Consider the following 24610-nt stretch of genomic DNA (forward strand, 5'->3'; position numbering starts at 1 on the left):
CTGAAGATTGAGGAAGAGATTTCGATGAGTAAAAAGAAGAATATTTTTGAAATGAAAAAGATTTTGATCGTTGATGATTCGGAGATTAACCGTTCGCTGTTATCGGATATGCTTTCGGATGAATATGAGATATTAGAGGCGGAAAACGGGATGGAGGCGTCGGCAATCCTGCATGACAGGGAGCAGGAGATTGCGCTGGTCCTCCTGGATATTATGATGCCGGTTATGGACGGATTTGAGACGTTGGTGGTTATGAATAAAAACGGATGGATTAAGGATGTTCCGGTTATCATGATCTCTGCGGAGAATGTCCCGTCATATGTGGACCGCGCTTATGACCTGGGGGTACAGGATTATATCAGCCGCCCGTTTGACGAGCGCACTGTGCGGCGGCGGGTCATTAATACGATCATTCTTTTTACCAAACAGAAAGAATTGTCCCATATGGTGACAAACCAGATTATGGAAAAAGAGAATGACAACAAGCTCATGATTGAGATTCTGTCTAATATCGTGGAGTTCCGTAACGGTGAGAGCGGCCTGCATGTTTTACATATCCGGATGCTGACAGAGCTGATCCTGAAATGGCTGATTAAAAAGAACCTGTATGGGATTTCTACGGAAGATATTTCTTTGATTTGCAATGCGTCGGCGCTCCATGATATCGGTAAGATTTCTATACCGTCCGAGGTGCTGAATAAGCCGGGACGGCTGACAGACGAGGAGTATGAGATTATGCGGGAGCATGCGGCGGAAGGCGCCAGGCTTCTGAGTAATATCCCGTTCCGGGAAAATGAACCGCTGATCCGCTTGGGATTCCAGATCTGTAGGTGGCATCATGAGAGATATGACGGGAGAGGGTATCCGGATGGTTTGGAGGGTGATGAGATTCCAATTGCAGCGCAGGTCGTGGCGTTGGCGGACGTCTATGACGCACTGACCAGCAAGCGTGTGTATAAGGATGCGTATTCCCACGACAAGGCCGTTGAGATGATCCTGAACGGCGAATGCGGCGTATTTAACCCGACTCTTATGGAGTGTCTCAAGGATATCTCAGGCGCGCTCAAGGAAGAGATGCGGATGCGCTCCGAGGGCAAGAAGATGCAGGAAGAGGTCCTGGATGCTGTGGAGCAGATGGTAGAGAAGGGAGAACTGGATGTTTCAGACCGTACATTAAAGCTTCTGGAGCGTGAGCGGGTAAAATACCAGTTCTTTGCAGAGCTGTCCCAAGAGATCCAGTTTGAGTATACGGTATCTCCGGAAATGCTGATCCTGTCAGAGTGGGGAGCGAATTACCTGAATATGCCGGAGACAATTATGAATCCCCGGAAAGATAATTTCGGCACGGATGTATTTACGCAGAATGATTTTGAGCATCTGCTGAACAGGCTTGAGAAGACGTCGCCTCAGGAGCCTGTGGTGGAGGAGAAATATGTACTGAACATTAACGGGCAGGAACGGTGGAGCAAGGTGATTGCCCGGTCCATGTGGGGAAGTTGGGAGCCGCCGGAGTATGTGGGGGCAATCGGCAAGATTGTGGATATCCATGAGGACATGGAGAAGATGAACCATCTGGAAGTGATGGCTGCCCATGACTCCCTGACCGGACTTCTGAACCATAAAGCGGCGAAAGCCCAGATTATCTCACGGCTTAACGAGGATGAAGAAAAGAAGTTCCTTCTCCTTATATTTGATTTGGATCATTTCAAACTGGCGAATGATACCTATGGACATCTGTTCGGAGACGAGGTGCTGAAATTCGTATCCGATAAGCTTAGGAACAACACCAGACCGGTTGACATTGTTGCACGGATGGGCGGTGATGAGTTCCTGATTTTCATGCCTTATAAGGATGAGATAGAGCCTCCTGTGAAGCGTATTTTCCGTCTGTTGTCCACGAGGTATGAGAAGTTTAACATCAGTGTCAGCATGGGAATTTCGTGTGCGAAGGATTGCGCAGGCAGTTATGATACGTTATTCCATATGGCGGACGAGGCGTTGTATGAGGTTAAGCGAGGCGGAAGGAATAACTATTGTTTTTATCATAAATAGCGTGTTCTTAGAAAGAAAGGAGGAGAATAAAAATGACTGTAAGAGAATGCTATGAGGCGATGGGTGCAGACTACGAGGATGTATTGGGTAGGCTTCGGAAGGATGAGAGAATCCAGAAGTTCGTACTGAAACTGCTGAACGACAAGAGCTATGAGCTACTGATGAATTCCATGGAAGCAGGAGATATGACCGAGGCGTTCCGGGCGGCGCATACGCTGAAAGGTGTGTGCCAGAATTTGTCGATTACGGCTCTCTATCATTCATCGGCTGAACTTGCCGACCGTTTGAGAGATGGTCAGGAGTATGGTGAAGACGTGGCGCCGTTGTTAGAGCAGGTGAAGAAGGATTATACGCTGGCGATGGATTGTATCCGTCAGCTTGCATAATGGGTACGCCTGACATACTGTCTGTTTATGATATGGGACAGTATGCCGGGCGTATTTTTGTAGTTCACAACAATGGATGACAAGACTAAGAAATGAAATTTAGAGTGTGCTCTATTGCAGAAATAGCGGTTTCGAGTCGTGTAAAATCTACAATATTTGAATAGAAATGAAAGAAAACAAAAGCAAAGTTGCATAAAATCAAAAAAATGATGAAAAAAACCTTGTGTTCCGGATAAAAAACATTTAAAATAATAGAGAAGAAAATTAGATTTAGGAGGTAGAAAGGTATGTCATATGTTGATGAAGTCCTGGAGAAAGTAGTGGCGAAAAACCCTGCTGAACCAGAATTCCACCAGGCAGTAAAGGAAGTATTGGAGTCATTGAGAGTGGTGGTAGAGGCGAACGAAGACAAGTTCCGGAAAGACGCCTTACTTGAGAGACTGGTAGAGCCGGAGAGACAGATTAAGTTCCGTGTACCTTGGGTAGACGACAAGGGACAGGTTCAGGTGAATACAGGATACCGTGTACAGTTTAACAGTGCGATTGGGCCATACAAGGGAGGATTGCGTCTTCACCCGTCTGTGAACCTTGGAATTATTAAGTTCCTGGGATTCGAGCAGATTTTTAAGAATTCCTTGACAGGCCTTCCGATTGGCGGCGGAAAAGGTGGTTCTGATTTCGATCCCAAGGGCAAGTCAGACAGAGAAGTAATGGCATTCTGCCAGAGCTTTATGACAGAACTTTGCAAATATATTGGTGCGGATACGGATGTTCCGGCGGGAGATATCGGAACGGGTGCGCGGGAGATTGGCTATCTGTTTGGTCAGTATAAGCGGATTCGCGGCTTATATGAAGGCGTACTGACCGGAAAGGGGTTAAGCTACGGCGGTTCTCTTGCGAGGACGGAGGCTACCGGCTATGGGCTTCTGTATCTGACAGAGGAGATGCTGAAACTGAATGGAAAGGAACTGGCAGGCAAGACGGTCGCCGTATCCGGTTCCGGGAACGTGGCAATCTATGCAACAAAAAAAGCACAGGAATTAGGAGCTAAGGTTGTGACAGCCAGTGATTCCAACGGATGGGTATATGATCCGGAGGGAATTGATGTGGAGGCGTTAAAGGAGATTAAGGAAGTCAACCGTGCAAGGCTGACAGAGTATAAGAAGTACCGCCCGAATTCTGAGTACCATGAAGGCCGGGGCGTATGGTCTGTGAAGGTGGATGTGGCCCTTCCGTGTGCGACGCAGAATGAACTTCATCTTGAGGATGCGAAGATGCTGGTAGAGAATGGATGTATGGCTGTAGCGGAAGGAGCGAACATGCCGACAACATTGGAGGCGACGGAGTACTTACAGGAGCATGGCGTATTATTTGCGCCGGGTAAAGCGGCGAATGCCGGCGGCGTGGCGACGTCTGCACTGGAGATGTCCCAGAATAGTGAACGTCTGAGCTGGACGTTTGCAGAAGTGGATGCGAAACTGAAAGATATTATGGTGAATATCTGTCACAATATGGTGGATGCTGCGAAGCGTTACAATGCGGAGGGAAACTATGTGGTAGGAGCGAATATCGCAGGTTTTGAGAAGGTTGTAGAGGCGATGACGGCACAGGGAATCGTATAAAAATTAGATGAATGAAGCATAAAACCTGCCTTGATAATGACGAATACAAGGCAGGTTTTATTGATACTCTGATACCCTAAAAAGGCTTTGTCCAATGTTGGTATGTGATACTAGTTTGCAAGAAATTGTTCGATCTCTTCCAGGCTTTTTCCGGATGCAACCAGCATCTCGGCAGCCTTTTGTACCTCTGCCTGTTTTTTTTGTTTTTCAACCATTGCATCATAACGAACCTGGTCTTTTTTTAATTGTTTGAGGTTCGCTTTTTCCTGCTTTAATTCTGCGGATAACGCTTCGATTCTTTCCTCTGCCAACTCAATTAATTCTGGATAATTTTTCTCTTCTACCTTTCTTCTTGCCATTTTAAACGTCCTCCATAATTATTTATTTACACTATAAAGATATCATTCATTTGCAAAAGAGTAAAGAGTTTCAATGCAATTTATTTGAAAATATTGTGTTTTTTTCAAGATTATTATCATCCGTTTTTTATCTCTATTTTTTTATTCATAATTATAAAAAATATTGACATGTAAAAACAGGAGTGATAAGATAAGCAAGTAGAAATTTAGTGCTTTAAAGCGTGACGGTTTAAAGTTTTACGGTTTAAAGTAAAGAAAGAATATAGGATTTGGAGGAAAGAGAGATGTCAAAAGAAATATTATGTCTGATCATGCTGGTCGTATTCTTTGCCGTCATGATCTATGTAGGGTTCTACTCAAGGAAACATGCAACGGACGTAGATGGGTTCGTATTGGGAGGCAGAGGCGTAGGTCCCTGGCTGACTGCATTTGCATTCGGAACGTCTTACTTTTCGGCGGTCATCTTCGTGGGGTATGCCGGACAGTTTGGATGGAATTTCGGCATGTCTGCTACCTGGGCGGGGCTTGGCAATGCATTTATCGGCTCGCTTCTGGCTTGGAATATTCTGGGAAGAAGAACCCGTGTCATGACTCAGCACCTCGACGCAAAGACCATGCCGGACTTCTTTGGAAAGCGGTTTGATTCTGTTCCCCTTAAAGTTGCGGCTTCCGTCATTGTATTTATTTTCCTGATTCCTTATACTGCGTCCCTTTATAACGGGTTATCCAGCCTGTTCGGTTTGGTCTTCGATATCCCCTATTGGATGGTAATTGCAGTGATGGCTGTACTCACGGGATTTTACGTCATTTTCGGCGGATATATGGCGACGGCAATCAATGACTTTATTCAGGGGATTATTATGCTGTTTGGAATCTGTGCCGTAATCGGGGCGGTCTTATCTGAGAACGGCGGGCTTTTAGAGGCGACGAAATCGCTGGCATCAATCACAGGGGATGCCGGATGGCAGGGCGCATATTCGGCTTTCCTTGGTCCAGATCCACTTGCCTTGCTGTTTGTGGTGGTTCTGACTTCTCTAGGTACATGGGGGCTTCCTCAGATGGTCGGGAAGTTTTATGCCATCAAGAGCGAAAAGGATATACATAAAGGTACGGTGATTTCAACGGTATTTGCCATTATCGTAGCGGGAGGATGTTATTTTCTGGGCGGTTTCGGGCGTCTGTACGGCGATAAAGTGGTGATGAACGAGGCGACTGGCAAGCCGTTGTTTGACACGATTGTTCCTACCATGCTGTCTACGCTGCCGTCAATCGTGATTGCTGTGGTTATCGTTCTGGTGTTATCGGCGTCCATGTCCACCTTGTCGTCATTGGTGCTGACGTCCAGCTCTACGTTCACTCTGGATGTCATTAAGCCGGCAGCGAAACAGGGGATGTCGGATAAGAAACAGGTGTCTATCATGCGGATTTTCATCGTATTCTTTATTCTGGTGTCTGCTGTGATTGCTATTTTCAAGGACGCACATCCGGAAGTGACTTTTATTGCCCAGATGATGGGTGTGTCTTGGGGAGCCCTTGCCGGCGCGTTCCTGGCGCCTTTCCTTTATGGTCTGTACTGGAAAGGGATTACAAAGGTTTCTGTGGTGGTCTGCTTTGTCTGGGGGTGCGGGATTGCACTTTTGCAGTTATTTGTGACTCTGGGAGGTGTAGACGTTTCTGGATGGGGGACGGTACTTGGATATATTTTCAAGTCTTCGATTAATTCCGGCGTAATTGCCATGGTCGGCGGGCTGGCGATTGTTCCTGTCATTAGCCTGTTCACGAAAAAGCAGGACGGGGAAGAGCTTGATAAGATTTTTGCCTGCTATGAGGAAAGGGTAACGATTACCAAAAAGTCTTCGCTTCAGGAGTAAAATAAAATAGATTAAAATATATCAAGGAAAGTGATTAAAATTAGCACTTTCCTTTTTGCTGTTCTTATGTTAGGATAAGAGGGTGTTAAAAAAGTACAATATTTTTGATTAATATTATGCAAGGAGAGAATAATTGTTATGAAGAATTGCCAGAAATATGAGAGAGCGTATTTTATGCCTCCAGAGATTACTTACGACTGGGTGAAGAAGGAGTATGTGGATCGGCCGCCGATTTGGTGCAGCGTCGATCTGCGTGACGGGAATCAGGCGTTAATCGAGCCAATGAGCCTGGAGGAGAAACTGGAGTTCTTCCAGATGTTGGTGGACATTGGCTTCAAGGAGATTGAGGTGGGATTCCCGGCGGCCTCGGAGACGGAATATCAGTTCATGCGCACGTTGATTGAGAAGAATATGATTCCGGATGATGTGACGGTGCAGGTATTGACCCAGGCCCGGGAACATATCATCAAGAAGACGTTCGAGGCGGTCAAGGGCGCGCCCCATGCGGTGATTCATCTGTATAACTCCACGTCGGTTGCGCAGCGGGAGCAGGTGTTCAGAAAGAGCAAGGAAGAGATTAAACAGATTGCCATCGAAGGGGCGAAGCTTCTGCTGGAGCTTGCATCTGAGACAGACGGGAATTTTACCTTCCAGTACAGCCCGGAGAGTTTTCCGGGGACGGAGGTAGATTATGCCGTGGAGGTCTGCAATGCGGTTCTGGATGTGTGGAGGCCGACGGCGGATAACAAGGCAATCATCAATATACCTACCACGGTGGAGAATGCCATGCCCCATGTATTTGCATGCCAGCTTGAGTATGTGAATAAGCATCTGGACTACAGGGATAACGTGATTCTCTGTCTGCATCCCCACAATGACCGGGGATGCGGCGTTGCGACGGCGGAGCTTGGGATTCTTGCCGGGGCAGACCGTATCGAAGGGACGCTGTTCGGCAACGGAGAGCGGACCGGGAATGTGGATATCGTGACTATGGGAATGAATATGTACTCCCATGGCGTAGACCCGGGGCTTGATTTTTCAGACATGAAGCATATCCGTGAGACCTATGAGCGGCTGACAAGGATGCATGTGTATGAACGGCAGCCATACGCTGGGGATTTGGTGTTCACTGCATTTTCCGGCTCACATCAGGATGCCATTGCCAAGGGTATGACTTGGAGGGAGGAGAAGGAATGTGATACATGGACGGTTCCTTATCTTCCCATTGATCCTCAGGATGTGGGAAGGAGATATGACTCCGACGTCATCCGTATCAACAGCCAGTCCGGCAAGGGCGGCGTGAACTACATCCTAAAACAGAGCCATGGCATCAATCTGCCGCAGAAGATGCGGGAAGAGGTGGGATATCTGGTGAAGGATGTCTCGGATAAGGCTCACAAGGAACTGACGCCAGACTGGGTATATCAGATTTTCTCGGATCATTATATTAACACCAGGCCTGTGTTCCATATTGACGAGTGCCATTTTAAGCAGGTGGAAGGAATTACGGCTGACGTGACCATCAACCATGGCGGTGAGGCAAGAGTCATCACGGCAATGGGGAATGGGCGTCTGGATGCGGTCAGCAATGCCATTAAGCAGTATTTTAATATCAGCTATGAACTTCGTTTCTATGAGGAACATTCCCTGACCAGAGGTTCTTCCTCCAAGGCCGTCGCCTATGTAGGGATTGTCTGCAACGGCAAGACCTTCTGGGGCGTGGGAATTGACGCGGATATTATCAAGTCCTCCATGGAGGCCCTGACGGTGGCTGTGAATAAGATTGAGGAGATTGGGAGCGCAGAAGGGTGCAAGGATGAGCGGATGATTGAGATTTTGAATTATATCCAGACAAATTATATCGACATTACGCTGGATGATTTGGCGGAGAAGTTTTATCTGTCAAAGCCTTATATATCTAAGTATATTAAGGAGAAATCTGGCTTGACGTTTGGGGAGCTGGTGAAGAAGATTCGGATGAAAAAAGCGAAGGCGCTCTTAAAGAGCAGTAATATGACGGTGGAGAATATTGCTCTGTCGGTGGGATACCAGAATGTGGAGCATTTTAATCGGATGTTTAAGAAGGCTTATCATACGACGCCGATGCAGTTCCGGAACCAGAAATAAGTGAAAATGAGGGCATTTCCAAAGGTCTTGGGAATGCCCTTTGCCATGTAAGCCTAAATCCCGATTTTGAGAAGTTCCTTCATCTCCCATGCAGATTCCTTCATGCCTCTGGCGAACCATTCTTCAATCCACCCATAAAGCCCATAGGCAAGGAACGCTGACGTATAGGCACTGAAATTCGGAGATTCTGGTTTTGGCCCTAAGATTTCCATGATGATATCTTTCAGGAGATAGAGCAGGTTCCGTTTTCTAAGCAGGAGGAAGAAATCCTTGTATTCGACAAGACAGGCAAATATTTCTCCAAGAATATCCGGCTCAGGATACGTTTTGTCCGGCTTTGGGCCATTTATCCGGCCGTTCATTAATTGCGCCATGTATGCTCGCAGTACGCCTTCTTTATTCTGAAAATTCCGGTAAAACGAGATACGGCTCACCCCTGCGTCAGCGGCAATCTGGCTGACGGAAATGTCTTTTAATTCTTTTGTTTCGAGGGCTGCCAGGAGAGCAGCCGTAATCTGCCTTTTTACAAATCGATTTTTTTCTGCGTTGTCCATTCTGTGCTTGCTCCTTATCTATACCCACAGGGCATGAATTACGGGATGCTCTGTGGGTGATTTTGTCCAGTAAAGAAATACAGATGTAACGACTGTTACATCTGTATGTTACAACTGTTACATCTGTGATTTTAGTACAAAAAATAAGTGATGTCAACAAAATTTCCATAAAATAGATTGACATTCAACCCACTTTATCCTTTAAGATAGGGTCAGGAACACGGGAAGCATTACAGTATGTACCCATGAGGGAAGGAGGAGTCGTCATGAAAATAAAAGAAGTAGAAGACCTAGTTGGAATTACAAAAGCGAACATCAGATATTATGAAAAAGAGGGGCTGCTGAATCCCAAGCGAAACGAAGAGAATAACTACCGGGAATATACCCTGGAGGATGTAAGGAGCCTTGAGCTGACCCCCAATCAGTTTAACCGGAACATAGCCGTAATGTTTACGGCAGATATGAGGATACACCTTGCGCTCTTTCATGCGTCGGCGCTCATTCTGACCCCGTTTGTCATAAGCCTATATGGATTTGTGCAAATGCTGTTAAATTCTTCTGAAATGCCGGTCCAAACTATGGGAAGGATGCAAATGCTGGTGTTTTGGGCAATGCTGCTTGTATATGTCGGATGTTTTTTCTGTTTGGCCCAAAAGTGGGGCGCATATTTAAAGGATATCCATATTGCCGCTCTTTCTGCCGCTTATACGGCAGTCATGACAGCTTTGTTTGGATTGGTGTGGGGAAAATGGCTGTTTGCGGCTGCCGCATTTTTTGCATTTACGCTATATATCGGGACGGTCTGGAAGGATGCGTTTGCGGTAGAAAAAATTTCAACCGTTACTATGCAATCAGCACCGGGTGCAGAATTATCAATATCTGCGGAGCATTCTTTCCATTTTCCGTATCACTGCAAAATAACTGATTACCAGTATGACAGTGGCCCCTGTCCACGCCATGATTTCCGCATAGAAGATACCGTTTTCCCCGATTAGCATAGGAAGGAAGATGGCTGTGACGGCACGCATGATAAATTCCGCAATGCCGGAGACCAGAGGGAGGACGGTATTGCCCATTCCCTGGATTGCGGAACGTGTAATGTGCAGGGTGTATAGAATCGGCAGGCAGACGCTCATGATTGCCAGATAGGAATAGGCGATCTTCAATGTCTGCTCGAATTCCTCCGGCGTTCCGGAGATGAACCACGAAAGAATTATCTTCCCGCCAAAAAGCATCAGGATTGCAATCACCAGAGAGGTCAAAAGTGCAATCAGGATTGCGGATTTTACTCCTTTGCGGATGCGGTCTGTCCTTCCTGCCCCAAGATTCTGCCCGGCATATGTGACCATGGAATAGCCGTAGGAGGTGGCGGCGACTTCTAATACGCCGTACAGTTTGTTGGTGGCGGTGAAACCGGCAATAAAGATGACGCCGAATCCATTTACCACGAATTGTACGATCATACCGCCTACGGAAATGATGGCATTCTGGAAAGCCATGGGAAATCCAAGCATCAGCAGACGCAAGGGGAGCTGTCGGCCGGTCATCCGGAAATCCGAAGGTGTGAAGCTTAACAGCTCGATTTTGCGGATATGGTACAGGCAGAACAGGCTGGAAATCATCTGGGCAATTAAGGTTGCGGCGGCGGCCCCGGCAATCCCGAGCCCAAAGACCAGCACAAACAGAAGATCCAGCGCAATGTTGGTGAGAGCGGCAACGATCATGGCGTTTAAGGGCGTCTTGCCGTCCCCGAGGGAGCGCAGGATCGAAGCCAGCAGGTTATATGCCATGACCACCGGGACGCCAAGGTACATGATGCGCAGGTACAGCAAGGTATCTGCAAGGATTTCCGGTGGTGTCTGCAAGAGGTTCAAGACCGGGCGCGTCAACAACTGCCCGGCCAGGAGCAGTACCATGGAGGATACCAGCGACAGGACGGCTGCATTTCCGATGGACTTGCGCAGGTTATCGTATCTGCCGGCGCCGAACTCCTGCGCCATCAGGATTCCAAAACCCTGAGTAAAGCCTTGGATGATTCCCAGCATCATCCAGTTCAGCCAGTCTGCGGCGCCAAGGGCGGCAAGGGCGGCAACGCCGAGGGCTTTTCCTACGACCATAGTGTCTACGACGGTATACAGTTGTTGGAATACATTGCCCACCATTAGGGGGAGGGCGAATGCAAAGATCAGGGAAGCGGGCTTCCCCTGGGTCATGTTTTTGATGCGTGCTGCCATGGTATCACCTCATTCTAGTCTTCAAAGTATCAAAGAGTTTCTAGCAAATCATAGCATAATTTTTTACCCTATTCAAGATAAAAAATTGTACTTTAGTATGGATTTATGTTACAGTATCCATATACGATTTTTTATCTGAGGAGGTTTCATTTATGAACGTAGCAGAAAGGATTATTGCGCTTAGGTCGCTTATGGCAGAAAAAGGGATTGACGCCTATGTTGTGCCGACTGCAGACTTTCACCAGAGTGAATATGTGGGGGAACATTTTAAGGCAAGAAAGTATATTTCCGGATTCAGCGGTTCTTACGGAACGGTAGTCATTACCAGAGACGACGGAGGGCTGTGGACGGACGGGAGATATTTCTTCCAGGCAGAGAATGAACTGAAAGGCAGCGGTATCCGGCTGATGAAGATGTTCGTGGGAGAGACGCCGTCGATTACGGAATATTTGTGCGGATGCGTTCCGGAGGGCGGGACGGTCGCCTTTGACGGACGTGTACTCTCTGTGGAGGAAGGAAAGGAATATGAAGAAGAGCTGGCGAAGAAACAGATCCGCATCGAGTATTCCGTTGATTTGATTGACGCTATCTGGGAGGAGAGGCCGCCCCTTTCCGACAAACCGGCATTTTTCCTGGAGGAGAAATACTCCGGCGAGAGTACGGAATCGAAATTGCTCCGTGTGCGCAAGGCCATGGAAGAGTACGGGGCAGATTCCCATATTATCGCATCTTTGGATGATATCTGCTGGCTTTTGAATGTCCGGGGAGACGATATTGATTTCTTCCCGCTCCTGCTTTCTTATGCGATTGTGAGAAAGGATACCGTAGAGCTTTATGTGGATGATTCCAAACTGGATGGCCGCATTCATGAGGAGCTTAAAAAGAATCAGGTGAGGATACATCCTTACAATGGAATTTATGAGGACATCAAGACGCTGGATGTTTCCGAGACGGTGTTAATCGACCCGATGATGATGAACTACGCCCTCTATAAGAGCATTCCCTGCAAGATTGTAGAAGCGGCGAACCCTACCATTCTCATGAAGGCTATGAAGAACGAGGTGGAGCTTGGGAATATTCGGGAGGCGCATATTAAGGATGGCGTGGCTGTCACCAAGTTCATGTACTGGGTCAAGACCCGCTACGATAAGGAGACGATTACGGAGCTTAGTTCCGCAGAGAAGCTTACGGAACTGCGCGCCGCCCAGGAGGGGTATATCCGGGACAGTTTTGAGCCGTTATGTGCATTTGCTGACCATGCGGCGATGATGCATTATTCTCCCAGCGAGGAGTCGGACGTAACGCTGTCGCACGGGGCGTTCTTCTTAAATGATACCGGCGGCGGTTATTACGAGGGGTCTACCGATATCACCAGGACGTTTGTGCTTGGTTCTGTGGATGCCCAGATGAAGCGGTACTTTACGGCGGTAGTGCGGGCGATGATGCGCCTGTCCCGGGCGCGTTTCCTTTATGGATGCTACGGCTATAACCTTGACGTGCTGGCGAGAGGACCGATTTGGGACTTGGATTTGGATTACCAGTGCGGTACGGGGCATGGCGTAGGCTATCTTGCCAATGTCCATGAGTCGCCTACGGGCTTCCGCTGGTATGTGGTCCCCAGCAAGAACGAGCACCACAAGCTGGAAGAGGGAATGGTCATTACGGACGAGCCTGGGATTTATGAGGACGGGAAGTTCGGCATCCGTATCGAAAATGAATTCGTGGTGCGAAAAGGCGTGAAGAATAAGTACGGGCAGTTCATGTATTTCGAGACGATAACATTTGCCCCCATCGATCTGGACGGAATCGACCCGGAGGAGATGAGCCGGGATGAGCGGGAATGGCTGAACCATTACCATGAGCAGGTCTATGAAAAGATTGGGCCGCGCCTTACAGAGGAAGAACGGGAGTGGCTGAAAGGATATACGCGGCCCATTTAATAACAGGAAAGCCCTGACGGAAGGAGTGTGCGGCTATGGGGAGATTCCTGAACAGCAGGAATTCTTATGAGAAATATTGCGGGATTGTTTCAGACCCATATTTTGTTGACAAATCAGAATTACTCAGGGACTTGATCGCAGCCCTCGGAAAACCGAACAGGTATTTTTGCATCACAAGGCCGAGAAGGTTCGGAAAAAGTGTCATGGCGAATATGGTGGATGCGTTTTTTGGAAGGGCGGCCAAGAGCGACAGACTGTTTGACGGACTTAGGATTGCAAGAGATAACAATGGGAAAGAAAATCCGGATTACCGTAAACATTTAAATCAACATAACGTTATTTATATTGATTTCAGTGAGACGGACTTTCCAAGGCAAAGTATGGAGTATATGCAGTATATTGAACGTATACAGGATGGAATCAACCAAGATCTGAAAGAAGCATATCCGGAGCTGGGGCTTGGGATGGAAGATGCCTTATGGGATGTCCTTAACTGCATTTTCCAAAAAACGAACCAAAAGTTTATTTTTGTAATGGATGAGTGGGATGCGGTATTTCATCTGCCCTTTATTACGGAGGAAGACAGGGCGCAATATCTTCGCTTTTTGAAAGCTCTGTTGAAGGACAAGGCATACGTGGAACTTGCCTATATGACGGGAGTGCTTCCGATCGCCAAATATTCCAGTGGTTCGGAATTGAATATGTTTCTGGAATACGATATGACGAATCGGAAAAAATTCAGTGAATATTTCGGGTTTCTGGAAAATGAAGTTGACAGGCTTTTTGAGGTCTATCTGCGGGATACCCAAGAGCCAGAGATTACCAGAGAGGACTTACGTATCTGGTATGATGGTTATTACACGGGAAAAGGAAGCAGAATCTATAATCCGCGATCGGTCGTCTGTGCATTAACAGACGATGAGCTGGCATGTTACTGGACCAGCTCCGGTCCGTATGATGAGATTTTCTATTATATCCGTAACGATATTGAGGAAATCCAGGACGATCTTGTCCTGATGGTTGCAGGAGAAGGGGTGAGGGCAGAGGTTCAGAATTATGCGGCAGTGTCAATGAATCTGGAGACGAAGGATGAGGTTTACTCAGCCATGGTGGTCTATGGCCTGCTGACTTATAAAGATGGGAAAGTCTATATTCCCAACAGGGAGCTAATGTTACAGTATGAGAAGCTGCTGTTGTCCAAAGATTCTCTGGGATACGTTCATCGCCTGGCGAAAGAATCAGAAAGAATGGTGAAAGCCACTCTTGCAGGCGATGTCCGGACGATGGCAGAGATATTAAAGTATGCCCATGACACAGAGTCCCCCATCCTTTCTTATAACAGTGAAGCGGAATTGTCGGCAGTCGTGAATCTTGTCTATCTGTCAGCGAGGAACAATTACCGTGTGGAACGGGAAGATAAGGCGGGGGAGGGATTTGTAGATTTTATCTTTTATCCGGATCAAAGGAACAACGATGGGATCATCCTTGAATTAAAGATAGACAGTACGCCAAAGGATGCGGTGGAACAGATCAAAGCAAAGGGATATCAATTGCGTTTTAGAGGGAAACTTGGGGAAACGCCAAAGTTTACCGGAAGGATTCTGGCAGTCGGGATCAGCTATTGCAGAAAGACGAAAGAACATGCCTGTAAAGTGGAAGTACTCTGAAATAAAATACAGGACAATTGTGCCGTAAAGCAGGCAGGCTTGCGGCGACTAAAAGCAGCGTAGGAGAGGAAGTGGGGAAGATGGAAAAGGAGATTCCCGACCGGCAGAGACGCATACAGCGGCGATTTTCGTTCACCATGTATCTGCTGATTTTTGCGGCATTGTGTTATCCGTGGATTATGATAGGGGAGAAACGCTATAATCTGATTTCTTTTGCCTTATGTCTGAAGGCGGAAGGGGCGGAAAGTATTGTGGAGCGGGCAGGGCTTTTGCCGGACCCGTCCTATGCAGGAGGCCTGTGGGCGAGCCTTGGGTTCTATTTAATTTTTGCCGTCATGTGCGTGATATATCTGGCGGCAATGTTTTGGGGAAAGGACTGGCATATAAACGTAGCCGTGATTCTGATGGCAATCGTATTTACCTATGTGAATGCGTGGGAGTATATGATTGGGTCAGTCTGCTCCAATGCGATTGAGGCAATTTTGTATCCGGGCGTCCTTATGCTGCTTTCAGGAGTGGAATGTATCGGACGCAAGATGATAGAAATCTGGGAGCGGGAGCTGGGGGATAAGATCGAGTACGAGAAAAAGGAGAAGCTTGAGAAGGCAGAGCGTAAAAGGCGCCTGTATTTTCCGGGAAAGTATAGCCGCCTGTTTTTCGTCGTTATCTGGAAGAATTTCGTGGGAAACCTGAAAGAATATTCGGTGCTTCTTACCTGTAACGGACTGGTGTTTGCTTTTGTGGTGGCAGGGTTCGGGATGCAGTCGCTGATAAAGGCAGGAGATATGAGCTATAGGGCTGGTTATCCGGCAGGCGCTGGGGAGATTCTGTTCCGGGGGCTGGTGGAACTGGGGCTGGTGGGGCTTATGATGCTTGTTTTGCTGCTCCTCTATTACCTGAGAAAGCGGCTTCCGGAATATGGTGTGTTCAAGACCCTTGGAATCCGTACAAAGACCATGTATTCCTGCATGGGGCTGGAGCTTGGCATCGGCGCCCTGGTTTCCTTGGTTTTTGGCGGTATCCTTGGAGTGGCGCTTGTGACGCTGTTCCGGGAAACTGCGGGCGGCCCTGCAGGTTGGTTTTCACCCCTTCTTTTCGTAAAGACGGTTCCTGTCATGCTGCTGATCTATCTGACAACGTTTTTTGTGACCCATGACCTGTTCGTGGGTTTGCGGATGGGAAGTTCTACGGATCTCCAGATGATGAAGGAGCGTATCCCCAGACGCTTCCACATCGTGTTCGTGGCGGCGGGAATCTATTTGATAGCGGTAGGGCTAAAGGAATACCAGAAGAACGTGAACGCAGAGGATGTAGAATTTATACTGAACTGCTTTCTGGGCGTTTATCTGATCCTCAGATATGGGATCGCAGGATATCTGATCCACAGAAAAAAAAGAAAGGGCGCGCTGCCAAAGCTGTTAAAGCACCATCCCTTTTACCATCGGTCCAGGAGTGCGGTGTGGTATATTTTCGGACTTTGCGTGCTGCATACCTGCATCATCGCCCTGTTCGGGGTGCAGTTCTTCTCGGCGCGCCTGGTAACGGATACGGAAGCTTTGTTCCCCTATGATCTGGTATTGATTGCCGGGGAAGGAAAGGAGGATGATGCCCTCCTTGAGAAGCTTAATGTTACGGACGGAGTGGAGGCGGAAGTGTATCCCATGGTACGGGTATCGGGAAGCGAGTCGGATACAGCGGGAATCGGAAGCCAGAATATCGGGATTTCCGAGTCTACCTACCATATGCTGAAAAAGAAGCAAAATCCGGCTTACCAAAAGCGGGAGCTAGGGCTTGACAGCCAGGGAGAGAAAATCTACATTGTACACCAGCAGGATCTGGGGACGGAGGCGCAGCCCATCGACCGTTATGATACCTATGTGCCGATGGAAACGCCGGTACTCTATACCGGTCCTGTGTGCGAGGGATACAGCCCGGATAATTTTCCGGCTGAATTCGCCCATTCCCTGACGGTGACTTCTTACTATGTGCGGCAGATTGTTGGGGAAGAGATGGACAGCCTGACGGGGATCTTATGTCAGGGGGAGCGGGAGAACCTGGTGGTTTTTTCCGATGCCTATTTTGAGAAGGCGAGGGATGAGTGGAAGGTGACGAATCCCCTCACGGGTGAGATCCAGACCTTGGAAGAGATGCAAATGGAAGGATGGGAACCGAACCAGGGACCTACAAGGCTTGTGCTGATCAATGGAGACGAGGAGGCGTTAAAGAGGCTGGAACCGGAATTTTCGGCGTTCAAAGAACGGCACAGGCAGGAGGATAGATACGATACCAAGGTAAAAAGCCATTATCTGAAAACAGAGGTAAAGGAGCGCGCAGACGCAGAACTCAGGATGCGAAAGACCATGGCAGCGCTTCTTGGGGGAGCGTTTTTTGCCGCTTCCATACTGCTTCTTGGAATTAAGATGATGACGGAGAAGAAAGGAAATGTCCGCAAGGCACAGTTCTTGAACTGTATGGGGATGAAGCGCCAGGAGAGGACTGCGCTTATAAGAAGTGAAATTAGAGTATACTATATCCTGACGGCGCTTGTGGCAGGAACGTTAAGCGCGGGACTGGTGTACGGAAGCCTGCGGGCAAGGCTCTATGAAGAGGATGTCCAGGAGAGGTTTCTTAGGATGCTGATTCCTTCGGCGGCAGGTGAACTGATAATGTTCGGTATCCTGGCGTGGCTTTTGACGGAATGGAATATCCGGCAGATTGAGAAAAAGGTAGGCGAGGTGTAGGTATGGGCAGTATATTAAAAGCAGAAGAGCTGGTGCGTAATTATAAGCTTCCCACGGCAGAGGATGGTGTGGTCAAGGTATTGAAGGGACTGGATTTCCAGATTGAAGAAAATGAGTTTGTGGGAATCATGGGAAAGTCCGGGTGCGGAAAGACGACGCTTTTAAAGCTTTTGGGGTTGATTGACCGTCCGACGAAGGGCGAACTGTATTTTAAAGACAGAAAGGTAAACGAACTGTGGATGGATGAGCTTGCGGATATCCGCCGCCGGGAAATCGGTTTTGTTTTTCAGGATTTTTACCTGATGGACAGCCTGACCGTGGAAGAAAATATCATGCTCCCCATGATTCTTGACAAGGCGGAGGAAGAAAAGTGCTTTGCCTGCGCCAGGGAGCATGCCGAGCATTTCCGGATTGACCATCTGACCAAGAAGTATCCCTATGAATTGTCCGGCGGAGAAAGGCAGAGAGTCGCTATCTGCCGCGCCCTTATTAATGAGCCGGATCTGATTCTGGCGGACGAGCCTACGGGCAATCTGGACTCCAAGTCGGGGAAGATCGTAATTGAGGCATTGAACCGGATCTATCAGGAGTACAAAAAGACAATCGTCATGGTAACACATGACCCGCAGGTGGCAAGCAACTGCAGCCGGATTCTCTTTTTAAAGGACGGAGTAATCTTGGACGTGCTGGAACAAAAGCAAGGCCAGGAGCAGTTCTACCAGCAGATCCTGGGGCGCATGGCAGACCTGTAAGGGAGATTATAAAAAAAATATAAAATATTTTCCAGATTTACTTAAACTTTTCTTAAAAGTTTGTATTGTGTTTTTGGTCATATCATGCTATTATATATTCCATTGGAGGCTTTTGTTTGTATATTTTGCCAAACGAAAGCAAATTAAATCATTGGAGGGTAAAACTTATGGGAAAAACAAAAAAGAGTTTTCCATTTGGCTTTTATGTGTGCTGTCTTTCCTTTACATTTGAACGACTCGCATACTACGCTGCCAAGTGGGGACTCACGATTTTCATTGCCGCAGAGGCAGTGAAGGGCGGACTTGGGATGGATAAGTCCGTGGCGACGACAATGGCTGCGAACCTGGTGGCGCTTACTTATATCACGCCGATCATCGGTGGATATATTGCCGACCGTTGGGTCAGCCCCCGTCTTCTTGTTCCGATCGGTGAGATCTTAATGGGTCTGGGATATCTGTGCGCATGGAAAGCGAACGGAATCGGAATGGTATGGGCGATGGTTATTCTGGTTGCTGTAGGTACAGGTTTCTTCAAAGGAAACGTTTCCGGTATTAACGGACGTTTATTCCCGCTTGCCGACGAGGATGAGCTGGATACCGTATTCAGCCTGCAGTATACGTTTGTAAACATCGGTTCTTTCAGCGGTACGACGTTCCTTTCGCTTCTTGCAAAAGTGGCCGGATACCGTGTGTTGTTCCTTGTGTGTGCGATCGCGCTCTTTGTTGACTGCGTATGGTGGATCTTTGGAATGAAGTTCTTCGGCGATGCCGGAAAGAAACCATTCCTTGTTGATAACCGTGTTGAGAATGTTGAGAAGGCAGAAAAGGATACGGCTCCTCTTACGAAACTTGAGAAGAAACGTGTTATTGCAATTTTAATCGTAACAGCATTTTCCGGTATTTTCTGGCTGATCTGGTACATGGTATACAATCCGGTATACTTCGAGTTCGGTCCTACCAGCGAGGCAGGTCTTGGATGGGCGAACTGGAACATCGGTTCCTTTACGATGCCGACGGCGTGGTTCGACTCTATGAATGGTCTGCTCTGTATCGTCTTGTGTCCGGTATTTGCTGGAATCTGGGCGAAGTTAAGGCAGAGGCCTCAGGGAGATTTAGGAATGTTCAAGAAGACGGCTCTCGGAATCATTATCCTAGGGCTTACTCCTGCGACGATGGTATTTGCAGCAATCCTTGCGGGTTCCGGAACAAAGGATCCGGTAGGTATCTGGATCATCGTCCTTGCGGCGGTATTTATGACAGTGGGCGAAGTTATTTTCTCGCCTCTGGGGAATTCTTTCATCAGCAAGTATGCTCCTAAGAAGCTGCTTGGTACGCTGCTTGGAATCTGGCCGCTGGCAATCTTCTTCGCTTCTCAGGGAAGCGCGATGCTCTACAACTGGCTTTCCAAGATAGACTTTATCAAAGGATACGGCGGAGTTGCAGTTGTCATTATTGCCTGTGGAGTCATCATGTTTGTCTTCTCCGGCAAGGTCGATAAAATGGTTGAAGGAGAATAATTCTTACATATGTATGCCCTGCGGGCAGACAGATTACGTCCGATAAGGGATAGGACTGGGTATCGTGAGATAGTTAACAATTAGCTATTTGGCGATACCCTCGCTTTTTATAAAAGGCTGTCCGGAGATTGATTTTTATGGAAGGGAAAGATATATGGCATATAATTACCGTGTAGTATATGAGGAGACAATCGAAACGCTGGAGGCGGTCTGTGAGCTGTATGATTCAGACAGCAGTGACTTGACGATGAAGTTTATTTCCGTGGGGGCGGGAATCCTGGTGCTGGTGTTCATCTTCATCTACGGGGAGCCGGGCGGGGGAACCCTGCCGGGACTTCTGTTTTTTCTGGTCAAGTATCTTGCTGGGTGGGTGGTCCTTGCAGCCGCTGCCATGTTCATTAACAGGACGGTATGGAGAAAGGCAGTGCGCGCTACCGCCGCCGGGGATGCGGAGGAGATGTATCGGCGCAGGAAAGCAAAGAATGGGGATGCGGTCATTGCCCAGATTGATTTCTACGAAGAGCGTTTTGAGAGTGTGACCAAGATCAAAAAAAAGGCGTTTGAATACGGGCAGGTCGTAAGGCTGCTTGAGTCAGAGCGTGGGCTTGGGCTGGTCGTTAAGAGAGACAAAGATATGGTAGGAAGCCCGAGAGCCATGATCGGATTCCCCAAGGAAGCCCTTGCGGGCGAGGGGATTGAAGAATGGAAGGAGTTTCTGCTTGAGAAATGCCCGCAGTTGAATGGGAAGATCAAGAAATTATAATAGGAACATAGAAAGGGGCGGGGAGGCTCCTTTTTTCTATGTGAAAGGATTAACAAAATTTTAGAAAATTGTTGCAGGAAACCGGCAAAAGGGATATAATATAATTGGCAAAAATTTGGTTTTACTATTTTAATATGTAAGAAAATGGAGGACTTGACTATGGGCAACATGGCAACAGAGAGTGCGGCAAGTATGAGAGTAACATCATTACTTGATGCAGGAAGCTTTGTTGAGATCGGCGGGGCTGTAACTGCCAGGAACACGGATTTCAACATGCAGGAAAAAGAGACTCCTGCCGACGGCGTGATCACCGGCTATGGAGTAATTGACGGGAATTTGGTGTATGTGTACAGCCAGGATGTGTCTGTCCTGAACGGGGCAGTGGGCGAGATGCATGCGAAGAAGATTGCGAATATCTATGATATGGCAATGAAGATGGGAGCGCCTGTCATCGGTCTTGTGGACTGTGCGGGGCTCAGGCTTCAGGAGGCGACGGATGCGCTGCATGCGTTTGGGAACCTTTACATGAAGCAGACCATGGCTTCCGGGGTAATTCCGCAGATCACGGCAATTTTTGGGACATGCGGCGGCGGCTTATCCGTGATTCCTGCGTTGACGGACTTTACATTCATGGAGGCTGTTAAGGCGAAATTGTTCGTGAACTCCCCTAATGCCCTGCCAGGCAACAACGTATCGAAACTTGATACTTCTTCGGCAAAATTCCAGAGCGAAGAAGCAGGGCTTGTGGACGCAGTGGGGAGCGAGGAGGAGATTCTTGCGAATATCCGCGCGCTGGTCTGCATGATTCCCGGCAACAATGAAGAGAATGGCGCTTATGAAGAATGTACGGACAGCCTGAACCGCCTCTGCGAGGGTATTGAGAATGCGGCGGAGGATACTTCGATCGCACTTTCCATGATTGCAGATGACAATGTATTCTTCGAGACGAAGCGTGATTATGCAAAGGATATGGTGACAGGATTCATCCGTCTGAACGGCATGACGTTGGGAGCAGTGGCGAACCGTTCTAAGGTATATGACGAAGAGTCGGAAGTTACGGCTCAGTTCGACGGCTCCTTATCTGCGGACGGCGCAAAGAAGGCGGCCGAGTTCGTGAATTTCTGCGACGCTTTTAACATCCCTGTGCTGACGCTTACCAATGTGACTGGATTTGCGGCATGTGAGTATGAGGAGAAGAACCTTGCAAGGGAGGCGGCAAAGCTTACCTATGCATTTGCCAATGCCACCGTGCCTAAGGTGAATGTGGTCATCGGCAAGGCGTTTGGGAGCGCGTATGTCACTATGAACAGTAAGTCCATCGGCGCAGACATGGTGTATGCATGGCCGACGGCTGAGATTGGCATGATGGAGGCAGGTCTTGCCGCCAAGATCATGTATGCAGGAGCAGACGCCGACACATTAAAAGAGAAAACTGCACAGTACCGTGAATTGCAGTCAAGCCCGTTATCTGCTGCTAGAAGAGGCTATGTGGATACCATCATCGAGCCAGGCGAGACAAGGAAATATGTAATCGGGGCATTCGAGATGTTGTTCACGAAGAGAGAAGACCGTCCGATGAAAAAACACGGATCGGTTTAGAGAGGTGAGGCAAAGTGAGGAAAAAAATTAGCTTATTACTCTGTGCTGTCGCTGTGATGCTTTGTTTTACCGCATGTGGGAGCAGCCAGAAGGCCGAGGATGCTGAGTATAACGATGCGGCTATCGAGCAGACCACGGAGTTCATGATTCAATATTGCACCAATGCTGACGAAGAGATGTTGAAAGAGTTCCGGAATATGAAAGAGCTGACCCTGGATTTTCAACTGATCCAGACAGGGATTCCGGTCACGGCAGAAAGTTTCCTTGGCGCATTGAACGCATGGGAAGCGGCTGTTGACGAATGCGGGGAGTATGAAAGCCACGGCGAATTTACTTCCGAAGTCACGAACGACGGATACAAGGTATCTGCAGACGCCAAGTTTTCGGAGAGGGAAGCGACGATTACGTTCATCTTCGACGAGCAGTCTTACATGGAGACTATGACGGTGGATGCGAAGTATTCCACGAAGGAGATCCTGGCGAAAGCGGGAATGAATACCCTTCTTGGAATGGGAACCGTGTTTGTGGTCTTGATCTTTATTTCGTTCCTGATTGCCCGGTTCAAGATTATCCCGACGCTGTTCGGACCTAAGAAGAAAGAGGAGCCTGTGAGCGCTCCGGCCGTAAGCGCGCCTGTGAGCGTCCCAGAAGCGGCGCCGGAGACGGACGATACGGAACTGATTGCGGTTATTGCGGCGGCGATTGCGGCGGCAAGGGAAGCGGACGGCATGGATGAAGCCAGCGCAGGAGGATTTTTTGTGAGAAGCATCAGACGCCGCCCGGCAAATAAATGGAAAGCATAATACCCAAAGGAGGATTATTTAAGATGAAAAATTATACGATTACGGTGAATGGCAATGTATATGATGTTACGGTAGAAGAAAACGGTGCGGGAGCGCCGGCACAGGCGGCAGCGCCAAGAGCGGCGGCAGCGCCAAAGGCAGCCCCGGCAGCGCCAAAGGCTGCGGCTCCTGCAGGAGCAGGTTCTATTGAAGTCAAGGCAGGAGCGGCAGGCAAGGTGTTCAAGCTTGAGGCAAGTGTCGGGCAGAGCGTCAAGAGGGGCGATGCCGTAGTGATCATTGAAGCGATGAAGATGGAGATTCCAGTTGTGGCGCCAGAGGATGGAACCGTGGCAAGCATCAATGTGGCAGTTGGAGATGCGATTGAATCAGGCGCTGTTCTTGCGACATTAAATTAGGATAATCATTAGGGTTATCTGACACGACTGGAGGTTAAAAGATGGAATATATAACAACGACATTAGGAAACCTCATGCATCAGACGGCGTTTTTCAGTCTTACCTGGCAAAATCTGGTAATGATTGCGGTTGCATGTTTTTTCCTGTATTTGGCAATCCGGCATGGGTTTGAACCTCTGCTCCTTGTGCCGATTGCATTTGGTATGCTGCTGGTGAATATCTTCCCGGATATCATGCTGCATGCAGAGGACGCTGCGAACGGGACGGGCGGCCTGCTGTATTATTTCTATATGCTGGATGAGTGGTCTATCCTGCCGTCCCTGATTTTCCTTGGGGTAGGGGCCATGACAGACTTTGGGCCGCTGATTGCGAATCCCAAGAGTTTTCTCCTGGGCGCGGCGGCGCAGTTCGGTATCTTTGCGGCGTATTTAGGCGCTATGTGGATGGGGTTCTCGGACAAGGCTGCTGCTGCGATTTCAATCATCGGTGGTGCGGACGGGCCGACCTCTATTTTTCTTGCGGGCAAGCTGTCGCAGACGGCGATCATGGGACCCATTGCGGTCGCTGCGTATTCCTATATGTCTCTGGTGCCGATCATCCAGCCTCCGATTATGAAGCTGATGACGACAGAGAAAGAGCGTAAGATCAAGATGGAGCAGTTAAGGCCGGTCACGAAGTTAGAGAGAATCCTGTTCCCGATCATCGTTACCATTGTAGTCTGTGTGATCCTTCCTACGACGGCTCCGCTGGTAGGTATGCTGATGCTTGGGAACTTGTTCCGTGAGTCCGGCGTGGTAAGGCAGTTGACGGAGACGGCTAGTAATGCATTGATGTATATCGTCGTTATTTTGCTTGGTACTTCCGTAGGCGCAACGACCAGCGCGGAGGCATTCCTGAACTGGGATACGCTGAAAATCGTAGCTCTTGGTTTAATTGCGTTTATGTTCGGTACGGCTGCAGGCGTCCTGTTCGGTAAAATCATGTGTGTCGCTACCGGTGGCAAGGTGAATCCTCTGATTGGTTCTGCGGGCGTATCTGCGGTTCCGATGGCGGCAAGGGTATCCCAGAAAGTAGGCGCGGAGGCTGATCCGACTAACTTCTTGTTGATGCACGCCATGGGGCCAAACGTAGCCGGTGTCATCGGCACGGCAGTTGCAGCGGGAACCTTCATGGCGATTTTCGGAGTGATGTAAGTGAAATGGACCTTGGCAAGGTATTTTAAAAATAT

Annotated in this window: 18 protein-coding genes and 1 pseudogene; 16 read left to right on the top strand and 3 right to left on the bottom strand. The window is 48.4% G+C overall.

Annotation, left to right across the window (positions count from 1 at the left end; translation table 11 throughout):
• The first annotated feature begins 24 nt into the window (after positions 1-24).
• The 3 genes from AC6I3O_RS11995 to gdhA all read left to right on the top strand — a co-directional run bounded on the left by AC6I3O_RS11995 (position 25) and on the right by gdhA (position 4060).
• A complete protein-coding gene (locus tag AC6I3O_RS11995) occupies positions 25-2052 on the top strand; it encodes a bifunctional diguanylate cyclase/phosphohydrolase (protein WP_497851082.1) in 2028 nt (675 codons plus the stop codon).
• A gap of 32 nt (positions 2053-2084) precedes the next feature.
• Positions 2085-2438 carry an Hpt domain-containing protein gene (locus tag AC6I3O_RS12000; RefSeq protein ID WP_497851083.1) on the top strand — a complete coding sequence of 118 codons (354 nt, stop codon included), beginning with the start codon at positions 2085-2087 and terminating at the stop codon, positions 2436-2438.
• 287 nt (positions 2439-2725) lie between these two features.
• Complete coding sequence (gdhA, locus tag AC6I3O_RS12005) at positions 2726-4060, top strand: NADP-specific glutamate dehydrogenase (RefSeq protein WP_497851084.1); 1335 nt, start codon at positions 2726-2728, stop codon at positions 4058-4060.
• Between the two features lie 110 nt (positions 4061-4170).
• Here the strand turns inward: gdhA and AC6I3O_RS12010 are convergent, their stop codons facing one another.
• Positions 4171-4419: a hypothetical protein gene (locus AC6I3O_RS12010; protein WP_497851085.1), complete on the bottom strand. Its 249-nt coding sequence runs from the start codon at positions 4417-4419 to the stop codon at positions 4171-4173.
• A gap of 284 nt (positions 4420-4703) precedes the next feature.
• On the opposite strand from AC6I3O_RS12010, the gene AC6I3O_RS12015 reads away from it, so the two are divergent.
• Both AC6I3O_RS12015 and AC6I3O_RS12020 read left to right on the top strand, forming a co-directional pair.
• Positions 4704-6290 carry a sodium:solute symporter family protein gene (locus AC6I3O_RS12015; RefSeq protein WP_497851086.1) on the top strand — a complete coding sequence of 529 codons (1587 nt, stop codon included), beginning with the start codon at positions 4704-4706 and terminating at the stop codon, positions 6288-6290.
• 138 nt (positions 6291-6428) lie between these two features.
• A complete protein-coding gene (locus AC6I3O_RS12020; protein ID WP_497851087.1) occupies positions 6429-8417 on the top strand; it encodes a 2-isopropylmalate synthase in 1989 nt (662 codons plus the stop codon).
• A gap of 53 nt (positions 8418-8470) precedes the next feature.
• Here AC6I3O_RS12020 and AC6I3O_RS12025 read toward each other — a convergent pair whose 3' ends face one another.
• Positions 8471-8971 carry a TetR/AcrR family transcriptional regulator gene (locus AC6I3O_RS12025; RefSeq protein WP_497851088.1) on the bottom strand — a complete coding sequence of 167 codons (501 nt, stop codon included), beginning with the start codon at positions 8969-8971 and terminating at the stop codon, positions 8471-8473.
• Positions 8972-9237: 266 nt separating this feature from the next.
• On the opposite strand from AC6I3O_RS12025, the gene AC6I3O_RS12030 reads away from it, so the two are divergent.
• Positions 9238-9966 carry a MerR family transcriptional regulator gene (locus AC6I3O_RS12030; protein WP_497851089.1) on the top strand — a complete coding sequence of 243 codons (729 nt, stop codon included), beginning with the start codon at positions 9238-9240 and terminating at the stop codon, positions 9964-9966.
• Here the strand turns inward: AC6I3O_RS12030 and AC6I3O_RS12035 are convergent.
• A pseudogene (locus tag AC6I3O_RS12035) lies at positions 9865-11205 on the bottom strand (MATE family efflux transporter); the annotation flags it as partial. The gene AC6I3O_RS12030 and the pseudogene AC6I3O_RS12035 overlap by 102 nt on opposite strands.
• 152 nt (positions 11206-11357) lie before the next feature.
• Between AC6I3O_RS12035 and AC6I3O_RS12040 the strand changes: the two are divergent.
• The 10 genes from AC6I3O_RS12040 to AC6I3O_RS12085 all read left to right on the top strand — a co-directional run bounded on the left by AC6I3O_RS12040 (position 11358) and on the right by AC6I3O_RS12085 (position 24575).
• Positions 11358-13145 (top strand): aminopeptidase P family protein, encoded by a 1788-nt coding sequence (locus AC6I3O_RS12040; RefSeq protein WP_497851090.1) that lies wholly within the window; start codon positions 11358-11360, stop codon positions 13143-13145.
• A gap of 35 nt (positions 13146-13180) precedes the next feature.
• Positions 13181-14812 carry an AAA family ATPase gene (locus AC6I3O_RS12045; protein WP_497851091.1) on the top strand — a complete coding sequence of 544 codons (1632 nt, stop codon included), beginning with the start codon at positions 13181-13183 and terminating at the stop codon, positions 14810-14812.
• Between the two features lie 17 nt (positions 14813-14829).
• A complete protein-coding gene (locus AC6I3O_RS12050; protein ID WP_497851092.1) occupies positions 14830-17553 on the top strand; it encodes an FtsX-like permease family protein in 2724 nt (907 codons plus the stop codon).
• A gap of 2 nt (positions 17554-17555) precedes the next feature.
• Positions 17556-18305, top strand: a complete 750-nt coding sequence (locus AC6I3O_RS12055; protein WP_497851093.1) for an ABC transporter ATP-binding protein — start codon at positions 17556-17558, stop codon at positions 18303-18305.
• Positions 18306-18472: 167 nt separating this feature from the next.
• Positions 18473-19822, top strand: coding sequence for a peptide MFS transporter (locus tag AC6I3O_RS12060; RefSeq protein WP_497851094.1), 1350 nt, complete (start codon positions 18473-18475; stop codon positions 19820-19822).
• A 154-nt stretch (positions 19823-19976) separates the two neighbouring features.
• Positions 19977-20585 (top strand): hypothetical protein, encoded by a 609-nt coding sequence (locus AC6I3O_RS12065; protein WP_497851095.1) that lies wholly within the window; start codon positions 19977-19979, stop codon positions 20583-20585.
• A gap of 159 nt (positions 20586-20744) precedes the next feature.
• Positions 20745-22184 carry an acyl-CoA carboxylase subunit beta gene (locus tag AC6I3O_RS12070; RefSeq protein ID WP_497851096.1) on the top strand — a complete coding sequence of 480 codons (1440 nt, stop codon included), beginning with the start codon at positions 20745-20747 and terminating at the stop codon, positions 22182-22184.
• A gap of 14 nt (positions 22185-22198) precedes the next feature.
• On the top strand, positions 22199-22987 hold the full coding sequence (locus AC6I3O_RS12075; protein WP_497851097.1) for an OadG family transporter subunit: 789 nt from the start codon (positions 22199-22201) through the stop codon (positions 22985-22987).
• Positions 22988-23010: 23 nt separating this feature from the next.
• Positions 23011-23382, top strand: coding sequence for a biotin/lipoyl-containing protein (locus AC6I3O_RS12080; protein WP_497851098.1), 372 nt, complete (start codon positions 23011-23013; stop codon positions 23380-23382).
• A gap of 41 nt (positions 23383-23423) precedes the next feature.
• Complete coding sequence (locus AC6I3O_RS12085; RefSeq protein WP_497851099.1) at positions 23424-24575, top strand: sodium ion-translocating decarboxylase subunit beta; 1152 nt, start codon at positions 23424-23426, stop codon at positions 24573-24575.
• The last annotated feature ends 35 nt before the right edge of the window (positions 24576-24610 follow it).

The sequence above is a fragment of the Sporofaciens sp. St.21A7 genome, assembly GCF_059728535.1.